Source organism: Pseudoalteromonas sp. OFAV1, assembly GCF_021532595.1.
GTDB classification, from domain to species: domain Bacteria; phylum Pseudomonadota; class Gammaproteobacteria; order Enterobacterales; family Alteromonadaceae; genus Pseudoalteromonas; species Pseudoalteromonas lipolytica_C.
This window is the reverse complement of record NZ_JAKGBG010000015.1, coordinates 1-19,092: the sequence shown is the minus strand read 5'-3', so window position 1 is coordinate 19,092 and position 19,092 is coordinate 1. Positions and strand designations below refer to the sequence as shown.

Below are 19,092 nucleotides of genomic sequence, written 5' to 3'. Positions count from 1 at the left end.
TATTACTTATAAAACAATAATACTCGTCACTAGGTAAGCGATAAAGGTTAACGCGCCGCCAAATAAGGCGTATGGCATTTGGGTTTTTACGTGAGTTAATAAATCACACCCTGATGCAATAGCCGATACCGCACTGGTATCTGAGATTGGCGAGCAGTGATCGCCAAACACGCCACCGCCTAAAATAGCAGCAATTACTAATGAAGGTGGTAAACCTAAAGCTTGAATGAGCGGTACACCAATTGGAATAAGAATCGCGAATGTGCCCCATGAGGTACCAGTGGTAAATGAAATTACCGCACCGGTTAAAAATAGCACTGGCACAACCAAGTAAATAGGTAAGAAATCACCCACAAGACCAGCTACAAACACACCCGTACCTAGGTCTTTTAAGCTTGCCCCTAAGGTAAGTGACAGCAATACAATTGCTACCAGTGGTAGCAACTCACCCATACCTTTAAAGCCAATATCAACAAGCTTATGATGAGTAAAGTCGCGAGAGCTAATCATTAAAAAGTAAGCCACAACACAAGCTAAAATAGTTGCATACAGCACTGATTTAGAACCACTGCCACTGGCAATATCGCCATCGCCAGTCCAGAACATAAAGCCAACCATGCTAGCTATTAAGGTAATAAGTGGCACAAGCATATAACGCGCTTTAGAGCCTTTTACTTCTTCAGCCAGCTCGGTTTCTTGTTGTTCAAAATTATCTTCAGCTTGCTTTAATGGCCCATGTACCTTATCAAAAGTAATGGTATAGAACACGATAAGTAAAGTGATAATGGCGTAAAAGTTATAACCTATACTGCCCCAAAGTACTGATACCGCAGACTCTTCCATTTCGTAGTTGCCAAGTAGACCAAGCACGTATGCACCCCAGCCATTTAACAAGATTAAGATACACACAGGTGCGCTGGTACTATCGATAATATAAGCAAGGCGTGCTCGGCTCATTTTAAATTTATCGAATAAACCACGCGATAAAATACCCGAGGTTAATACACTTAAGTTAGATTCAATAAATACTGCAATACCTGAGAACATGGTTAAATAACCAACTTGGCGCTTACTTTTGGCAACCCCTTTGTTCATCAGTAAATTAACGGTAGCAGCGACACCGCCAGATTCACGAATGTAGGCAAGTAATGCACCTATTAAGATACTAAAAATAAGGATACGGCTATTACCAGGGGAACTGGCGACTTCAACAACACGCTCAATGGTATTAATGAAAGTGTAAAATAAGCTATTACCTTCACCATTGATAGCAAGTAAAAACTCAGACGACGCAACCGCGACCAATAACGCCATGATCACTTCTTTGCGCCAAAACACAATTAAGATAGCAATCAAGGGTGGTAAAATTGAATACCAAGACATAAAAACCCTTTTAAATTAAGAACAGCATTTTATTTTTATTATGCGAAAACTCGCTAAGCTTAATGGCTTTACCATTAAACTCAACTTAATTCGACTAGTGATTTAATATACTCTCATAAATCAGTGAGATAATAGAGCCATACTTACCCGTTTCGAAACGTTTACCGACAAACTCGTAATTTTCTTGCGAACCTTCAATAGGTGTATGACGCGCATTAGTTAATAGCACAATAGCAAGGTCGTACTCGGGGTCAATGACGGTCACAGTGCCAGTCCAACCAGTATGACCAAAAGCACGCGGGCTGGCGTAAGGACCAAAATGCCAAGTTCGCGCTTGATGCCCCGCTCGTCGCCACCCTAACCCATAGGTTTCATCACTTGCTTGAGAGTTTGTGAATTGCTCAAGTACTTGTGGCGTAAAAATTTGCTTATTGTCATAACCACCGCCATTGAGTAATACCTGCATAAGCACTGACAAATCACCAGCAGTACTAAAAAGCCCTGCATGCCCCGCTACGCCACCTAAGGCATAAAAGGCTTTTTCATCATGTACTTCACCTTGCAGAACATCGGTTCGAACATTTTCAAATTCAATGCGTCCACCTCGGGTGTTACCATTAATCTCTGTGGCCGCAATTTGTGAGGTTAAAAAGCCTTTTTGCAATGGATTATAAACCGTATGTGTTAAACCAAGCGGTTGATAAATTTGGCTCTCAACATAAGTATCAAGCGCCATACCACTGATGCGTTCAACCAGTACACCTAACAACATATAATCGATATCAGAATATAAGTGTTTTACGTTACGTCCAGCCACGAAGGGAACGCCAGTTAATAACAGGTTTTTAGTACGCAGACTGTTTTGTGAAAAAAAGCGCTCACCAAATTTATTGTCTTTACGATGAAAATCAACCACGGCAGGATAACCAGCACTATGGGTAAGTAAGTCTTTTACTAAACGCTGCTCACGGCCGCTGCCTCTAAATTCTGGTAGGTAATAAAACAGCGGTTTTTCTACGTCGAGCTTTCCTTCGCTGGCAAGCTTCATTAGCGCAAAGTTAGTGGCAAACATTTTTGAGTTTGAGGCTATATCAAACAAGGTATTGTTTTGCATAGCTTGTGGGCTTTTGAGCTCACTGCCATCAGCGTGGTACTTTTTAGCTGCGCCGTAATGGCTTAATTTAATCAGTTTGCCATCTTTAACAACGGCAAGTACCGCGCCCGGAAAGCCCTCTTTAATTTCTTGAGTAATTAATTCATCAACGGCACTAAAGCGCTTTTGACTGCTGTTTTTATCAAGCGTTGGATAAGGAAAGCGTAAGGTTAAGCTTGCCCCTTCAGGCAATACATTCTCAACTTTATAGGTGTTGATGCCATTGTGAGTACGTTTAGCCAAACTGTATTGATATATTTTTTCGGCAGTTAAAGGCGAAGCTATATTGATTTTTTCACCATTAATATAAATGTCGGCGCTGGTTGCGTCTTGGTTTTCAATGATGATCTCACCGCGACCTTTATAGGCGACAAAGGTGCCTCTGTCGTTAACAAGCGCGCGACTGCTTGGATCAAGAGCAGGAATACGGGCTATCACTTGTGCATTAGCCAGTGTTTTTGGCTCTGGCTCAACCGCTTGCTGTTGCTGCTGATATTCTTTAAATAACCGCTCAAGCTTTTTAGGGAAGTATTTATCTAATAAAGCAAACAACACAGCGGCACTTCTGGCATCACTATTCCCACTTACATGCCAAGGCAAAAAGTGCATTTGAAAAGCACTTAAGGCATCTAAAGTTTGCGAATCAAGCTGTCCCGTAGCAATCACCTCATAGCCGTAGCTACGCAGTGCTTTTTGCATTAACTCAACAGAGGGTTTTGATGCACTAAATAATTGCCAATATTTATCAACAGTGTCGCTGTCGTACCACGCACCGATACCCGCTTTATAAAGTTGGTACCAAGGAAAACGCGGGCCCGGGTCGTTCTTACGGCTTGGCGCAATATCTGAATGGCCGATAACTTGAGTTGGGCCAATATCTGGGTTTCGCGCCAAGATATCTTTGCTAAGCTCAATCAACAACTCAATTTGTTTGGCATCATAGTCTGGAAAAATACACAATTTGCTGGCATCGTTTTCCATTGCTGGCTGACTTTGCTCAGGTATATGACAGGTTGGTACATTCACGATTTCAATACCAATTGAATGATCATTTAAATCTTCTCGGCCTTGCCAAAAGCTGCGGCCGGCGTGCCATGCTCTGTCTTTTTCATCAACCAGCTGAATAATTTCTAAATCGTCTTTTGGATAACTTGGATCGCCTGATTCTGGTAATAAATAATGTGAACTTAAGCCCCCTTCATCCACTAACGCACGCATCGACTTTTCGTAATCAATGGCGGTGTAATGCATTACTAAAAACTTTACACGGTGACTGTAATTAGCTGATTGTGTGAAGGTATATTGATGACTGGCACAGCTTACTAAAAAAGCAGCACTACTGAGATAACACAGCTGTTTAAGAAATTTTTTTAAAGGGGTAAAACTCATAACAGATTCATACCTGATGATTTAAGCGTTGACGATTCTCAGCAATACAGTAGCAACACCCACTTAACATGTAAAATATTTTATTTACTAAATAAAGAATAAACAGCATACATTATCGCTAAGTCTCTAAAAATGCAGCTATCTCAACAAATAATCTTGTATCTATTATGGAATAAAACTATATTATTCCATCTAATTAAAGAAAAATATTCCAAACTTAGGTCAAGTAAAACAAAAAATAAGTCGTGGTATCAAAGCAATTACGTATCGCAACTTAAGGTGTGTAGTACATTACTATGCAATGTGACTTAAGTTAATTAAACAAAGTGAGCCCTATGTCTACTTTTGTAAAAATTAAAGCTTTACGCCAGTCTTTATCGAGCAGCGAAGCAAAGCTTGCTGATTTCACACTAAATTCGGCGAATGCTATTCGTAACTTATCATCCGTTGAGCTTGCGAAAGTGGTTGGAGTGAGCCAGTCAAGTGTGGTGAAGTTTTCACAAAAATTAGGTTACAAAGGCTTTCCTGCTTTTAAACTTGCGGTGATTGATGCGCTCAATGACGAAACAAGTGAACCAAAACTACATGGTAAAATCACCCTTAATGACTCACTTGAACAAATCGCAGAAAAATTATTAAGTAGTAAACTGGCTGTACTCACTGAAACAAAGAATCTCAACGAGGCCGTGGCAGTCGAAAAAGCAGTAGAGCTTTTAAAGTCAGCAAAGCGCATACTGATCTGTGGTTTAGGTGGCTCAGCATTAGTTGCAAAAGACTTCTCTTATAAATTACAAAAACTCGGCATGCCTGCAATAGCCGAGCCAGATGGCCACGCGCAGCTTGCATACGTTGCTACCTTTTCAAAAGGTGACTTGGTGATTGCGATAAGTGAGTCAGGTATGACCCGCGAAATTGCTGAAGTAGTTAAACAAGCGAAAAAGAATGACAGCTCAGTGATCTCAGTCACAAAGTTTGGCAGTAGCCCTGTTGCTGACTCTGCTGATGTAAAACTTTACTCAGTGGCTGAAGGTGAGTCTGTGCGTTTATCGTCAATTCTTGCGCGAACAGCACAAGACTTTGTTATTGATATTCTGTTTATCGCTCTCACCCAGTCAAGTCGCCAAGGCCGTAAACTACTGGAACATTCTAATGAAGTTGTCGGTGAATTTAAGAATAACTAATTTCTTAATAAATAACATTTAAGAACAAAAAAGCAGCCTAGGCTGCTTTTTTTTATGATTGAAGCAGACTTTTTCCTCTTACCATAAATCACATCTTTTACTCTTTATCTTTGGGATTAACCCACTGAGTATACAGTCATAATTTCTTACAAAAATAACTTTATGATAATTGAGCCCCCGCTAAAGCGAGCGATTGCTGAACTTTACCTAAAACATGTTATATATTTTATTCCTAAAAAAAGGTACGTTAATAAAAAAATATTCTTGACCATAGTAAATAACACCTGTTTAATATGTGGGCAACATAATATTAAAGTTCATAAGTCTCAACTGGGTAAGCAGTCCAACAAAGCATATAAATATAAGGACGGGAAACAATGAAACAACATGCATCCACACTCGCAATTAGCTATATAGCCAAAGCGACAAGCAATGCACTTCGTGCAAAGAAAACAGCCTTTACCGGCGTTGTTATGGCCGCGGCTCTAGCCAGCGCACCAGCCTTTGCAAATCTAACCGGTGGTATTAAAGGTAAAGTATCATCACCAGCAACACAGCAGTCATTGGCTGGGATCACAGTAACTGCAAAGAGTAACGTGATGCCAAAACCTCGTACCGTTGTTACGCGTGAAGATGGTAGTTATGACTTACCGCAGTTAAAGCCCGGTACTTATGAACTGACTTTCACCGATAAAAACGGTGTAACGCAAACCATGACTGTCGACGTTTTACTTGAGCAAACATCAAGCTTAAACGTCACTATGGGTGGTGCTAACGAAAACGTTGAGGTTATCACGGTTACCGGCAGTAAGTTATTCCGCGAAGGTAAATCTGCACTCACTAACTCATTAGGTGAAGAAGCAATCAATAGCGTGCCAGTTGGTCAAGATTACCGTGACCTATTAAAACTTGTTCCGGGTGTTGAGCTATCTGAAAACGCAACCCTTGGTCCATCAGCAGGTGGTTCGGGTGTTGATAACTCGTACGGCTTTGACGGTGTTGATGTTTCACTCCCTATGTTTGGTAACTTAGCATCAGAGCCATCAACCCATGACGTTGCCTACGTTACTATGGATCGCGGTGGTGCAAAAGCCGTTGGCTTTAACCGCTCAGGTGGTTTCTCAATTAACACCGTATCAAAATCAGGTACTGACGAATTCCACGGTAATGTTGAATACAAAGTTCAACCTAAGAGCTTAGTGGCGACTCCAACAGGTCAAGAAAGCTATGAGCTTGATAAAAGTTGGTTAACCGCAAGTTTAGGCGGCCCGCTTATTGAAGACACTTTATACTTCTACACTTCTTATTATCGCCCTGAAGAAACACGTACTAATAAAGATACAGCCTATGGTGAAGTAAAAGACTATAAAAATGTCCGAGATGAATACTTTGGTAAGTTAACTTGGGCACCTACTGACGATATTTTAATTAATATTTCACAGCGTACCTCAGAAAAAACCATCGAAGGTCGCTCTGTTGGCGCTTACGAAACAGACAGTGTTTCTGCAGGTGATAAAGCCGATCAAGATATCTTTACTTTGGATGGTTCATGGATTTTAGGTGACGCAACAACTCTTTCATTCCAATACAGTAAATTTGAACTTGAGTCTGGTACCACACCTGATACAGAGCTATCTGTAGTGCCATCGTTAACGGGTCAACTAGACATCAGCAATCTCGCTGAAATGGGTTACTTCAGTGTACCAAGCTTATTAGATGCTGATGATAACTACACAGCAGAGCAAATTGCTGCATATAATGCAGGCGCTGCACCACTCATTGCGCAATATGGTTACACCGAAGATGGACAAATGCGAGGTGGCGGCGGTGTTGGTGCGTATTACCAATACGATAATATCGACTTCTACCGTGATAGCTTTGAGTTAAATCTAGAGCATGAATTTAGCTGGGGCGATAGTTACCACACGTTACATGTAGGTGGCGAATGGAAAGAAGGTAAAGAAGTACTGTCTCGTCTTTCAAATGGTTGGGGTAGCATCTCTTATGTTGGCGGCCTCGACGAGAGCTTAGAAGAAGGCAGCTCAGCACCGGTTATTTACCGTGCTCGCGTGCAACAAATGAGCTTAGTAGCAGGTGGAGATGCGGTTTCTGCTATTAACTCAGAAATGGAAACGCTGAACTTCGAAATCAACGACACCATTGAAGTAGGTGATTGGACTTACAATGTGGGTGTGCTTGTGAGCCGCGATACTTGGTATGGTCAAGGTCTTAAATCAGCATCTGGTACCCTCTCTGGTTATGAATTAGCACCTGGCGAAAAGTACAAAATGTACCAAACAGATTGGTCAGACATGATCCAGCCTCGTTTAGGTGTGAATTGGAATTATGCAGATCAAGACTCTGTATTTGCTAACTTCTCAATGTATAACCCTGAAGCAAGCTCATTAGCGCGTGCAGCCTCTTGGGACCGTAATACCCGTGCCGAAATCGAAGTTGAATTTGATGAAGCGGGTAACGTAATTTACGCAGAGCCGCGTCAAGGTTCATCTGGTAAAGTATTTGCTGATGATTTAACGCCTCGTCAAATCAAAGAGTTTACTCTTGGCACCACTAAATATGTGGGTTCTGATTTAGTATTACGTGCTCATGTTCGTCACCGTAAAGCGTCGCATTTCTGGGAAGATATGCCAAATAATGCGCGCTTAACTGACTACTCTGGCGTTGATGCTGAAGGCGTGCCACAACATATCGCTGATAAAGGCTTATACGTAGATAACCTTGATGCGATCCGTGATGAGATCGGCGGTTCATCATATGTTATTGCCGAAGTAGATGGTGGTGAGACTAAATATTGGGAAGCGAGCATCGAAGCTGAATACTTAGGTGAAAACAGTTACATCAATGCTTCTTATGTTTGGAGTCATTACTACGGTAACTTCGACCAAGATAACACCACAGCAACAACAGATGCGAATACCTTCATTGGTTCATCGAACTATGGTGATGGCCGCGGTCGTTACCCTTGGGATTACAAATACGGCACACTATCAGGTGATAAACCGCATAAAGTAAAAGTGTATGGTTACTACACTGTGCCATGGGATGCGAACATCGGTGCATACTTTGTATTCCAGTCGGGTAAACCTTGGGAAGCATGGGATGGTTCAATCTATGGCTACTCAAGTGGTACAGCACGTTATGGCGAACCTGCAGGTAGCCGTCGTAGCCCTAGCCATTGGCAGCTTGATTTAAACTACACCCAAGACTTTAAGTTCTCAGGTGACATGGAACTACAATTCCGTGCTGATATCTTCAACGTATTTGACCGTCAAACAGGTTATAACAATAACCCATATGTATCGTCAGAAACCTTTGGTGAGTATCGTAATTACTACAGCCCACGTCGTGTGCAGCTGTCGTTTAACTTCAAGTTCTAAGTTAATCAATCCTGTTGGGGCCGCTATTGCGGCCCTTTTTTATGTCTCAAGAACAGACTTAAATTGTACAAAATGCTTTTGCTGCATCTATATTAACCGCTTCTTTCATAAAGTAGTCGAGCTGCACAGTGCGAATAATCGCTTGCGACTCGCTGTTACTTGTACTTGCCTGCCACTGCCAACTTTTAAGCGACTCTCGCGACACATCGATAAATAGCCCTTCAGGGAAGCTCTCGACAAAACGGATATCAATCGTATTGCCCTGATTATCAATAGTTATAACAAAGCGCGCACAGCCCGTCTGTTTGGCAATTAAAGCAGCTTTGGGATAGATAGGCTTTGTTGCATGTTTTAGTATCCACAGCTGCTCTGCTGCGTTTTTATTATCACGTAGATCAAGCGCATCGGTTGAGTTACTTGTTGAGGTGTTGGGGAGTTGTGAGCAGCCAGCTAGTAAAGCGAAAGCAGCAATGCTTAAACTGAAATAAGTCTTCATGGTATATCCTTATAAATCAAGCCCCTGAATATAACACAGCTTTTTATGGATATAAAAAAACGAGGCAAGCGCCTCGTTCTTATTTTCTAGTTACCTAGCTATTATTGATAAAGCAAATACGGGGCTCGCTTTCGTTTAAAAGTACTTAAGTCAGCTTGCCAGCTTTGCTTAATTTGCTGCTCAGTTTGACCTGCTTCAATGGCTAAACGCAATTTATCAGTACCCGCAAGTTTATCCATGAAGCCAGCGCGTTCAAAAAATTCTTGATTATTCGCAGTTAGCTTTTGATAGGCTGAAATAAATAAACTTAAATCTAGACCATGAATATCAGCATCTCGTAAATCTTGACCAAAAACTTCAATCTCTTTGAATTTAGGGTTCATTGATGCGCCTTCAATTGCACGAGGGGTAAAACTAAACTCCCCTAGTTTTATTGGCGAATAGCCCACAACTTGAAACGGAAAATCCGTACCACGGCCAATGGTAATAGGCGTTGCCTCAAAGAAACAAAGTGATGGGTACAACTGAATCGATTGAGCATTAGGTAAGTTAGGGCTTGGTTTTACCGGTAACTCATAGCTCATTGTGCGCTCATAATTAGCAACGGGAACCACTGTTAAATTAAGTTTATCTGCATTGTTTATCCATCCCTCACCTTTAATCATTTGAGCCAGTTCAGCCACTGTCATACCATGTAAAACAGGAATTTCATGCATACCAACAAACGAACGAAATTGTGGATCAAGGATAGGCCCATCAACATAAGCAATATTCGGGTTAGGTCTGTCTAATACGATAAATGACTTATCATTCTCAGCTGCCGCTTCCATCATGTAGTGCATTGAGCTGATGTACGTGTAAAAGCGCACACCAACATCTTGAATATCAAATATAATGACATCGAGATCAGCAAGTACTTCAGGAGTTGGCTTTTTATTGCTGCCATAAATAGAAACAACATCAATGCCTGTTTTTGCATCAACAGTACTTTTTACATGTGCGCCTGCATCATGATCGCCGCGAAAGCCATGCTCAGGTGCAAATATTTTACTTACCTTAACTCCTCTATCGAGCAATAAATCAACTAAATGCTGACCATTAATCTCTGAAGTTTGATTAACCACTAAACCAACGCGTTTACCTTTAATGGCTGGTATATAAGCGTCGTAATTTGCAGCACCAACTTGCAATGGCAAGGTGTTTTCAGAGACTTGTTGTGGAGTCTCTTTACAGCCTAAAAGTGATAAACAACTGATAATCATAACAACTAAAAAGCGCATTATTCCTCCACCGCTTTACGTAAAAAACCATCAGCTTTGGATAGAAGCTCTTTAGCATCAACTGCCGATTTTCCTGTTAGTACAATTAAAATAGCTAGTTTGGCACTTTGCTCTGCTTGCTTTAACGCATCAACTGCTTGCTGCTGCGTACAATCAGTCGCTTGCATCACGATACGTATAGCGCGGGCATGCAACTTTTCATTGCTGGCATTCACATCGACCATTAAATTTTTATACACTTTGCCTGTGCGTATCATGCTGGCGGTACTTAACATGTTTAATACAAGCTTTTGTGCTGTGCCCGATTTCATTCGGGTTGAGCCTGTTACAGCTTCAGCTCCGACCACCGGACAAATGCCAATTTGTGGTAAACACATGACCGCTGAATTAGGATTACAAGTCACACCTACAGTTACACAACCTATTGATTTTGCATATTCAATTGCAGAGCACACATAAGGTGTGCGCCCACTGGCAGCTATGCCGACAACAACGTCGCGGCTCGTTAAGTTGGCATTTTTTAAATCTTCAATAGCTAAGGTCGTGCTATCTTCAGCGCCTTCAACAGCCTTTTTAAAGGCCGTATCACCTCCTGCGATAATTCCTTGCACTTGCTGATCATTCACACTGTAAGTAGGAGCACATTCAACCGCATCCAAAATACCTAAGCGACCGCTGGTGCCAGCACCAATGTAAATCAACCTACCGCCTTGCTGAAACGCTTCTACAATGTGATCAACCGCAGCACTTATTTGCGGAATAACAAGTTTTACTGCCGCAGCCACTTTATGATCTTCATTATTGATTTTAGTGAGGATCTCAGTAGTGCTGAGCAAGTCAATATCCAAAGTGTCAGGGTTTTGTCCTTCTGAGACAATGCCATTTAACTCTTCGAGTAATTCACGTTGTTGCTTAAATACGTGCTCAGGGCTCATTGGGTTGTCCTTCTTCAATAATGTCATAATAATGCTTTGCCGCTAAAATTGAGGCGCCAGTTAAAGAATCTCCCTTACAAGGAGATAGTTCATTTTGTAAGGCCTGTGGTAATAATGGTTGGCTCACCTTCGCAAGACCACCTATTAAAATTACCGGTAAAGGTGAGTTGCCTCTGCTTTTGCTAATTAACTCAACCACTGACTGTGTGTGTTCTGCCAAAACACTTTTTGCCACCTTACATTCATCTTGTAAGCTAAACACCAACGGACTAAATGCTGCGTAATCTGCGGGTTTAGCAAGTTTAAGCCAATCACTAATTGCTTGACGAGTACATCCTAGCTGCTCACTCAAGCGAATCGTTAAAGGGCTTTTTGGTAAATCAAAACTATCTATATCGTTTAATAAATGCTGTACAGCCATAAGGCCAATGCGGGCACCACCACCAAAGTCATCAACAGTGAACCCCCAACCCCCAACCAATTTAATTTGATTTTGAGCCGTTAATCGTGCCCCGACAGCTCCCGTACCAAGAGCTACGACAACGCAAGGAGCACCTAAATTTGCCCCATACAGTGAAGTCGTCGCATCACTTGTAATCTCTAAGTAAGCAAATTCGATTTCATAAATAAGCTTGAGCATTACTTTAACTTGCTCAGCAAGGCTTACTGACGAACCACCAGCAAGCCCCATAACGGTAACCATATCGCTAGGCTTAGCATTGCTTTGTTCGCACACCTCGCGCGTCACTTTAACAATGTTTTCAACTGCTAAATCAAGATCATTCGACAGTGATGCAGAGCCAGCCTGAGCGCGAAATTGCTTACCCGTTGCCAGCTCTTTAAGCTCAGCTACCACCTTAGTGCCACCGCCATCGATGGCTAAAATATATGATGGCGCCATTTATGCCGTTGCCTCATTGCTTGCTTTTCCTATACAGCACACTAATGTGGCAAGCAAGGTGCCAATACATAATTGCCACGTAAACCCTAAGTAAAAGCGCATAGATTCAGGCAGTAACCAATCAATCATGTAAGGTTGCATGAATAGGGTCACCATAAATCCTGTAATTAAGGCAGCTAATACTGACCCTTCACTGCCACGCTTGGTAAATAAAGTTGTAAAGTACACCCCTAATAAACCACTGTAGGAAAAGACCATTACGCTTAGAGCAAATTTTAATAATGGCATATCGCTATACTGCTGCCAGAAATAACAAAGGATAGCCATTAGCGCTAAAGCAAGACTTACCAGCGCCATACCAACACGACCTGCTTTAACAAAGTGCTGATCGCTCACTTGCTTATTGGCTTTCTCTAAATATGGGCGATATAAATCTTGCACGATGACTGAAGACATCGAACTAAGCCCAGAGTTCAAAGTAGAAATAGCGGCAGCAATAATACCGACACTCACTAAGCCTTTCACTCCCGCTGGTACTTCGTTTAATACGTAGTACATAAAGATAGTGATTTTTTCACCGTTAAACTCTTGAACAACCGCTTGCCCAGCTTCGCTATTCATTAATGCTGGTTGCTGATAAACGATGTAAAGCAGTAAACCAATAAAGATAAAAATAGCCATAACCGGGATCACCATGACCACTGAAAGTAGTAAAGCTTTACTGCCCTCTTTAGGGCTTTTACAGGTTAACAAACGTTGTGTCATATCTTGGTCAAGACCAAACGCGGCAATATTTAATAACACAAAACCAGTTAGAACAGAGGCCATGTTGAACACCCCTGACGGGCCAAAGTCTAAATCAAACTTAAACAATGCCAGCTTTGAGTCTGCCCCTGGGCTTGGTTCATTTAAGGTTGCAATAATGGTTGAAAAATCGGCTGGAATAACGCTCAGCAAGCTCCAAATAACCGCAATAGCCGCACTCACATAGACAATGCTTTGCAATACATCAGAATAAATAACGCTGCGGATCCCGCCCAAAAAGGTATACAACAAACCTGCTAGTGCCAGCACTAGAGTGGCTACAACCACACTGTCTGCATCGATATTTCCGTATAAAATCATCGCAACAGCAATCGCTGCCATATATAAACGAGCACCACTTGCAAACACTCGGCCAAATAAATACATCAAGCCGCTGCGTCGCTTTGCTTTAGGACCAATGCGTTTTTCTAATAACTCATAGACCGTATAAACTTTTTGCTGATAAAACTTTGGAATTAAGAATGCAGAAACAATAAACGCCGCAATAAAGGCACCAATATTGGTAGCAATATAAGAAAAGTCTCCTTGATAGCCTTGATCTGGTCCACCAATAAAAGTGGCAGCTGACTGCGAAGTAGCCAGAACAGATATCGCAACCATCCACGTTGGCATGCTATTTCCGCCTAGAAAAAAATCTTGGCTTGAGTTAGCACGTTTGCGATTAAACCACCAACCACTTAACAACAAAATTGCCGCGTAGCCTGCGAATACTAGCCAATCGAGTAAAGCGTAATTTGCACTCATTTATTATCCTAACCCAAACCTTAATGGAATATATTATTCCATTATTATGACAAAATTAAAATACTTTTATTTTATTATTTTTAGTTACCTAGGCTAGGTAATTGCCACTGACTTTGTTTTTGCTGATATTGCGCTTTGGTCAGGCTTACCAGCAATGGCTTTTTACGCTCATCAAGCCAGGCTAGTAATGTGTCCATATCGCTTTCAGTCATCGCTGTACAACCCGCAGTTGGTTTACTAGGTGCTCGCCACAAATGCATGAAGATACAGCTGCCCGCGCCATCAATATTGCTTGGGTTATGCTTAACAACAATGCCTTTTTTATAAAGATTATCTTGGCTATAAATGTCTCGGCGCATCCACTCCGAAGAATCCTTTACCGCCTCTTCACCAACAACCGCCTTATCAACTAGTTGGTTATAAAAAGGTGAGCCTTTCACATCGATACAATAGTCGTTAGCAGTCATTGCTTGATAGTTAAGGTTTGTTTGCAGTGAATCTAAATAACCGAATGCTGTACCTAACTCAAAAATGCCCGCAGGCGCTTTACCATCACCCTCTTGTTTTTGCTGTCCAGGTTGTGGCGGATGTAGTCCTACCCCCCAAGCAAGACCAGTGCGGCCAAGCACCACAGCATGCTGCTGGCCTTGTTGTTGCCAGCTACCAGCATTTTTTTCAAAGCGATACAACATGGCATCAATAGCATCACTGTCATTAGCGACCACCACCACGAGCTGCTGATGACTGTTATCAATGACTGGTTTAGGTGATTCTACGCTTGCACAAGCGGTTAAACTCATAGCTGCAATAATACTGACTAGTTTTTTCATGCTGGCCATACTCCGTTTGTTATTAGTTCTAGACCGTTTATTGACTCAATGCCAAGACCTGGGGCATCCGATAAGTTAATTTGTGGACCGTTAAATACAACCCCACCTTGAACCGGGTCGTATTGACCAAGCGCAGGGCCGTCGAGGTCTATTTTGCTTATTTGTTGCGCTTTGGCTGAAGCTAAATGCGCTGCACCTGCTACAGCAATACTGCCCTCTAACATACAGCCAATCATACACTCTGCTTGGTATTGGGCAGTGATATTAGCAATCTCAATTGCTCGACTTAAACCGCCCGTTTTCATTAGTTTAATATTGATAATATCAACTGCGCCAAGCTCTAAAAGTTGTATTACTTGCTTAGGTGAAAAGGCGCTTTCATCGGCCATGATCGGAGTGTTCACTCGCTCAGTAATATATTTGAGCCCTTGAATATCACTGCTTTTTACTGGCTGCTCAACCAACTCTAACACCACACCTGCTTGCTCAAGTTGTTGCAGTGCAAACACTGTTTGTTTGGCATTCCACCCTTGGTTTACATCTAAACGTAACTGCGCCTTAGCGGCAAACCCTGCGTGAATTGCTTTTACACGTTCAATATCTTGATTAAGGTTATTGCCGATTTTTATTTTTAATACATCAAAACCTTGCTCAACCGCTCGCTGACAGTCATTAAGCATTTTATCTATGTTATCTACGCTGATGGTAATATCAGTCTTTAACTCTGACTTACCACCACCAAGTAACTTATATAAAGGCGCTCTGTAGAGTTTGCCCCACAAGTCGTAAACCGCTAATTCTAAAGCCGCTTTTGCGCTGCTATTACCAATCACCGTTGATTGAATAATGTGAGTAAGCTGGTTGATGTTTTCGATTTCATGCCCTATCAGTTTAGGAGCAATAAACTGCTGAATCACCGCTATCATGCCTTGATGTGTATCACCTGTGATAACGGGAGTTGCAGCAGCCGAGCCATAACCGACTTGACCACATTCGGTGTCTATTAAAACCACTAGGTCTTCAATAAAACTCACTTCTCTAAGCGCTGTTTTAAATGGCGTGACCAAAGGCACTTTAAGTTTCGCAAAACGAACTGCTTTAATTTTCATACAGGCCTCTATCGAATACGCTTAATGTTATAAACACGGTCTAGGTAACTTGTTTCTTGAGATAATCGCAGGGGTAACAAGGGGGTAACCGATACGCCATTAAGCGCACTACTATAAAAGCTGCCATCGCCTTTGTTATAGCCTAAGCCTTTCACATCATGAATAACATACGGCTCGCCTTGGTGCTCTCCTAAATACATCATCACGTGACCTGGAATATAAATAAGATCGCCAATCGCCATATTTTTAACCACCGGTAATTTTGCGTCTGCGGTCGTATTTTTATCAAAGCGATTATTTTGTCCGTATTCACTACTGCCTTGCTGGCCTGAATTACGTGGCATTAATAAGCCAAAACTTTTATAAATTTCGCCTACAAAGCCTGTACAGTCACGGCCATTGTAATCATGTCCCCAGCCATAACGTTCACCTAAAAACTTAAAACCTTGTTTTATTAGGTTTTGCTCGTTGTATTCTAAGTAACCTAAATTTACGTCGGCGGTTTTACTGATCATCGCCGGTTTTATAACAAGCTGGCCTTGCTCATTGCGGGTGGGCAGCTGAACAACATGGCTTGCATACGTGTTTTGACCATTGAGCAAATTAGGTACTTGTTCGTTATCAAGCAAAGGTAAACGCACACCCATATCTAGTTGGACTTCTGAGCTTGCAGTGTCGTTAGGCACATAGGCGGTATTTACCTTTGCGCCGGTTACAACCAAAAAGTTATCTTGCTCTCGATAAGCTTTAATTTCATCAGCGTCAGCAAAAGCGATATCTTCACTAGGTGTCCATGCTAAATAGTTGTAAGCACGAACTAATAGCCATTTTTTATCTGCACTTTGATGCAATACAGCAACAGCTTCACCTGGGAACATGCCGCTTTCTTGAAAGCGATCTAAGTCTTGATCAAGACCACTATTTAATACTCGGTCCCAGGTTGGAAAAGTGCGCAGAGCAGTTCGCTTAACAACCATACCAAAACGAACCTTGTTACTACTGGCCACTTTATTAAGGTTTAGGTTAGCTTGATATTTGGCGAAGTCTTTGGCGGTTAACTGTCTACCATCAGTAAAAAAACGCGGGCTTTTAGGGATAGAGCTTGCAGAGTGAATCGCGCTTGTTAATTCCTCTTTACTCAATGTAGTTTGAAATGACAGTGGATCAACAATGTATTTATTTTCTTTAATCAGTTTTTCGTTAAAGGCTGTAATTTGCGCCTCTGTCATGATCATTTTTGCCGATGCACCTTTCGCTAACCAGTAATTGGGCGAAAGTTGCGACTGAGTAACCGCAATAACATCTGATTGCCAGCCCTCAGCATGAATAGGTGCACAAAAGGCTACACCTAAGCTAATTGATAACGCGATAATTGAACGACGCATAGCTGTTCCTTAATTCTTATTGAATGCGTGAATCTAATAATTTTGTAAACGCATGCTGCAACTTTTGCTGCATTTGCTTACCGACTTTTGGCAAATTGGCTTCGTCAGCTCCGCCTATTGACTGCTGCACACTAAAAGTAAACTCACGACCACCTTGATAATTTCCTAAACACACATGTGCAAGCATCACTGTTTCTGTGGTTGAGCGCGTTTCACTTGGACCCCAGCCTATTTTTTGCCAAACACGCCATTGTCCATTAGTTGCAGTGTCGAGCACTTCTTTTGCAGAGCGGCTATCATTTGGCGCAATAACATTTGCCAATGCATTTGTAACAATGTGGCTTATACCCACCATCATACCGCCAACCTTAGCTTGTTGATCGGTATGTCCTGTGCCGTTAAGTAGCACATCTACATCACTACTTTGTAAATTAGGCATTTGCGTAATTGGCTCACGTTGATGACTTACTAGGCGCTTTAACCATTCAGCTTGAGCAAGTGTGGTCATTGCTTTATTACCCGTCAAACCACAACTATCACAACGATACCGTAAATAACCGGGATCATCACTGCTTGCAGTGTAACGGTCTATCTTTGCAGCAAACTCTTTATTTATCGGGTTATGCCAATAGTCGTCTGATGGGGCAAACTGCTCTGAGCCATATGCACCGTTAAACAACAAACGTTGATCCTGCAGTTTCAGCCAGCCCTCATTAAAAAGCCCACGTAAGTATTCTCGCCCTGCCACATTAACAAAATAACTGGCAATAGCATTTGAATTACCATCGGCTTTACCAAATGCTTCGTAGCTATTAATACTGCTGATCAAATCAGCCAGTGCTGTATCTCCTGCAAAGGCAGTTGCACCTAGCTCAGGGTGAGCTTGCCTCACTCTTGATAACGCGCCAGTAAATGCTTGAATTTTTGATGAGCTCCAAGGTTCATACAGCTCATTGTGACTACCATCACTTAAATAACGGTAAGCAAGTTGCCCACCCTTAACCTGATAATCTATCAATAACAACTTGCCTGGTTGCAGAGGATCTGCAAAGTACAGCCAGTCAGCAGCCACGCGAGATTGCCAATCTGCTTGTTGATAATTCACCTGCGATGCTGTTTTATAGTCTTTTGCATCATCATCATTATTTAAATTTAAACAACCAGTATTTGTTAAATCAGCAGGAAGAATTGCAGGGGCTAGCATGACCCTATCAAAGTACTCTTCATCAGACAAAACAACCTTACTTGCACTTGTTTGGCAACCCGCTAGCAATAAAAAACCACATGATAAAGCTAGCCGCTTTTGAAATGCAGCTTTAGTATTCATAAACTAAAATTCCCATTAGTTATTATTTTTGGAATATTTTATTAAATCTAACACAATTTGACCGTGAAGCAAGTTAACTGGGATTTATTGCTAAATATCAAGAAAATATGAAAGTAAAAAGGTACAAAGTGAAACGAGCAAACTTACCATGCACTTTTTGCTAGTGTCATTTGAAGCTACTTATACCGATACGCTTAATTAACTGGTCTATTGTTGTGAATTGCTATTAAACGCGGGATATAAAAAAATAATATGGCGGACGCGGGACGTATTTTGAAACAGTGAACCTTAGGCTGCGCGGTTCAAAGTTGCTCTAAGAGAAATGAACGCGATATAAAATTATTGCATCAAGTTTATATTGAGCATTCAAGCTTCTACGCGAATTTCAGGCACAAAAAAACCGACTTGCGTCGGTTTATGTCACTTTCAAGAAGAAAGTGGCGGACGCGGGACGTATTTTGAAACAGTGAACCTCCGGCTGCGTGGTTCAAAGTCGTTCTAAGAGAAATGAACGCAATAAAACGTTGTGTTTATTCGCAACTGAAGCCTCTCCTAAAACCAATCCTATGCGAATTGCAGGCACAAAAAAACCGACTTTCGTCGGTTTGATTCACTTAGCTCTACTTGAGAGAAAGTGGCGGACGCGGGACGTATTTTGAAACAGTGAACCTCCGGCTGCGTGGTTCAAAGTCGTTCTAAGAGAAATGAACGCAATAAAACGTTGTGTTTATTCGCAACTGAAGTCTCTCCTAAAAC

The 19,092-nt window shown here is 41.8% G+C and carries 13 protein-coding genes; 2 read left to right on the top strand and 11 right to left on the bottom strand.

The annotated features are described in order from the left end of the window. Window positions 1–6: 6 nt before the first annotated feature. Together L1267_RS10390 and pbp4b are read right to left on the bottom strand one after the other, a co-directional pair. Complete coding sequence (locus L1267_RS10390) at window positions 7–1,383, bottom strand: Na+/H+ antiporter NhaC family protein (RefSeq protein WP_235382769.1); 1,377 nt, start codon at window positions 1,381–1,383, stop codon at window positions 7–9. Between the two features lie 94 nt (window positions 1,384–1,477). Further along, window positions 1,478–3,925 carry a penicillin binding protein PBP4B gene (pbp4b, locus tag L1267_RS10385; RefSeq protein WP_235382768.1) on the bottom strand — a complete coding sequence of 816 codons (2,448 nt, stop codon included), beginning with the start codon at window positions 3,923–3,925 and terminating at the stop codon, window positions 1,478–1,480. Window positions 3,926–4,260: 335 nt separating this feature from the next. Here pbp4b and L1267_RS10380 point away from each other — a divergent pair, with 335 nt between their 5' ends. Next, window positions 4,261–5,106, top strand: coding sequence for a MurR/RpiR family transcriptional regulator (locus L1267_RS10380; RefSeq protein ID WP_135925859.1), 846 nt, complete (start codon window positions 4,261–4,263; stop codon window positions 5,104–5,106). Between the two features lie 377 nt (window positions 5,107–5,483). After that, complete coding sequence (locus tag L1267_RS10375; RefSeq protein WP_235382767.1) at window positions 5,484–8,504, top strand: carboxypeptidase regulatory-like domain-containing protein; 3,021 nt, start codon at window positions 5,484–5,486, stop codon at window positions 8,502–8,504. Between the two features lie 58 nt (window positions 8,505–8,562). Here the strand turns inward: L1267_RS10375 and L1267_RS10370 are convergent, their stop codons facing one another. The 9 genes from L1267_RS10370 to L1267_RS10330 form a co-directional block, all read right to left on the bottom strand. Beyond that, window positions 8,563–9,000 (bottom strand): energy transducer TonB, encoded by a 438-nt coding sequence (locus L1267_RS10370; RefSeq protein ID WP_235382766.1) that lies wholly within the window; start codon window positions 8,998–9,000, stop codon window positions 8,563–8,565. 101 nt (window positions 9,001–9,101) lie between these two features. Beyond that, the gene (locus L1267_RS10365; protein ID WP_442960558.1) at window positions 9,102–10,262 is read right to left on the bottom strand and encodes an exo-beta-N-acetylmuramidase NamZ family protein; all 1,161 of its coding nucleotides are present in this window, start codon (window positions 10,260–10,262) and stop codon (window positions 9,102–9,104) included. Between the two features lie 17 nt (window positions 10,263–10,279). Beyond that, the gene (murQ, locus tag L1267_RS10360; protein WP_135925862.1) at window positions 10,280–11,215 is read right to left on the bottom strand and encodes an N-acetylmuramic acid 6-phosphate etherase; all 936 of its coding nucleotides are present in this window, start codon (window positions 11,213–11,215) and stop codon (window positions 10,280–10,282) included. Further along, window positions 11,205–12,116: a BadF/BadG/BcrA/BcrD ATPase family protein gene (locus L1267_RS10355; RefSeq protein WP_138558663.1), complete on the bottom strand. Its 912-nt coding sequence runs from the start codon at window positions 12,114–12,116 to the stop codon at window positions 11,205–11,207. The genes murQ and L1267_RS10355 overlap by 11 nt, the downstream gene beginning before the upstream one ends. Beyond that, window positions 12,117–13,685 (bottom strand): sodium:solute symporter, encoded by a 1,569-nt coding sequence (locus L1267_RS10350; RefSeq protein WP_235382764.1) that lies wholly within the window; start codon window positions 13,683–13,685, stop codon window positions 12,117–12,119. Window positions 13,686–13,765: 80 nt separating this feature from the next. Then, entirely contained in the window at window positions 13,766–14,515 is a 750-nt protein-coding gene (locus L1267_RS10345; protein WP_235382763.1) for a L,D-transpeptidase family protein, read from the bottom strand. Continuing rightward, a complete protein-coding gene (locus L1267_RS10340; protein ID WP_235382762.1) occupies window positions 14,512–15,624 on the bottom strand; it encodes a dipeptide epimerase in 1,113 nt (370 codons plus the stop codon). Before L1267_RS10340 ends, L1267_RS10345 begins: the two co-directional genes overlap by 4 nt. Window positions 15,625–15,632: 8 nt before the next feature. Then, window positions 15,633–17,009 carry an SH3 domain-containing protein gene (locus L1267_RS10335; protein WP_235382761.1) on the bottom strand — a complete coding sequence of 459 codons (1,377 nt, stop codon included), beginning with the start codon at window positions 17,007–17,009 and terminating at the stop codon, window positions 15,633–15,635. A gap of 16 nt (window positions 17,010–17,025) precedes the next feature. After that, entirely contained in the window at window positions 17,026–18,336 is a 1,311-nt protein-coding gene (locus tag L1267_RS10330) for a hypothetical protein (protein ID WP_235382760.1), read from the bottom strand. Between the last annotated feature and the right edge of the window lie 756 nt (window positions 18,337–19,092).

What these genes read in the sequence shown, in the direction of transcription:
- L1267_RS10380 (WP_135925859.1), top strand. Translation starts at nt 4,261, where the DNA reads ATGTCTACTTTTGTAAAAATTAAAGCTTTACGCCAGTCTTTATCGAGC.
- L1267_RS10390 (WP_235382769.1), bottom strand. Translation starts at nt 1,383, where the DNA reads ATGTCTTGGTATTCAATTTTACCACCCTTGATTGCTATCTTAATTGTG.
- L1267_RS10335 (WP_235382761.1), bottom strand. Translation starts at nt 17,009, where the DNA reads ATGCGTCGTTCAATTATCGCGTTATCAATTAGCTTAGGTGTAGCCTTT.
- L1267_RS10330 (WP_235382760.1), bottom strand. Translation starts at nt 18,336, where the DNA reads ATGAATACTAAAGCTGCATTTCAAAAGCGGCTAGCTTTATCATGTGGT.
- pbp4b (WP_235382768.1), bottom strand. Translation starts at nt 3,925, where the DNA reads ATGAGTTTTACCCCTTTAAAAAAATTTCTTAAACAGCTGTGTTATCTC.
- L1267_RS10370 (WP_235382766.1), bottom strand. Translation starts at nt 9,000, where the DNA reads ATGAAGACTTATTTCAGTTTAAGCATTGCTGCTTTCGCTTTACTAGCT.
- L1267_RS10350 (WP_235382764.1), bottom strand. Translation starts at nt 13,685, where the DNA reads ATGAGTGCAAATTACGCTTTACTCGATTGGCTAGTATTCGCAGGCTAC.
- L1267_RS10340 (WP_235382762.1), bottom strand. Translation starts at nt 15,624, where the DNA reads ATGAAAATTAAAGCAGTTCGTTTTGCGAAACTTAAAGTGCCTTTGGTC.
- L1267_RS10345 (WP_235382763.1), bottom strand. Translation starts at nt 14,515, where the DNA reads ATGAAAAAACTAGTCAGTATTATTGCAGCTATGAGTTTAACCGCTTGT.
- L1267_RS10365 (WP_442960558.1), bottom strand. Translation starts at nt 10,262, where the DNA reads ATGATTATCAGTTGTTTATCACTTTTAGGCTGTAAAGAGACTCCACAA.
- murQ (WP_135925862.1), bottom strand. Translation starts at nt 11,215, where the DNA reads ATGAGCCCTGAGCACGTATTTAAGCAACAACGTGAATTACTCGAAGAG.
- L1267_RS10375 (WP_235382767.1), top strand. Translation starts at nt 5,484, where the DNA reads ATGAAACAACATGCATCCACACTCGCAATTAGCTATATAGCCAAAGCG.
- L1267_RS10355 (WP_138558663.1), bottom strand. Translation starts at nt 12,116, where the DNA reads ATGGCGCCATCATATATTTTAGCCATCGATGGCGGTGGCACTAAGGTG.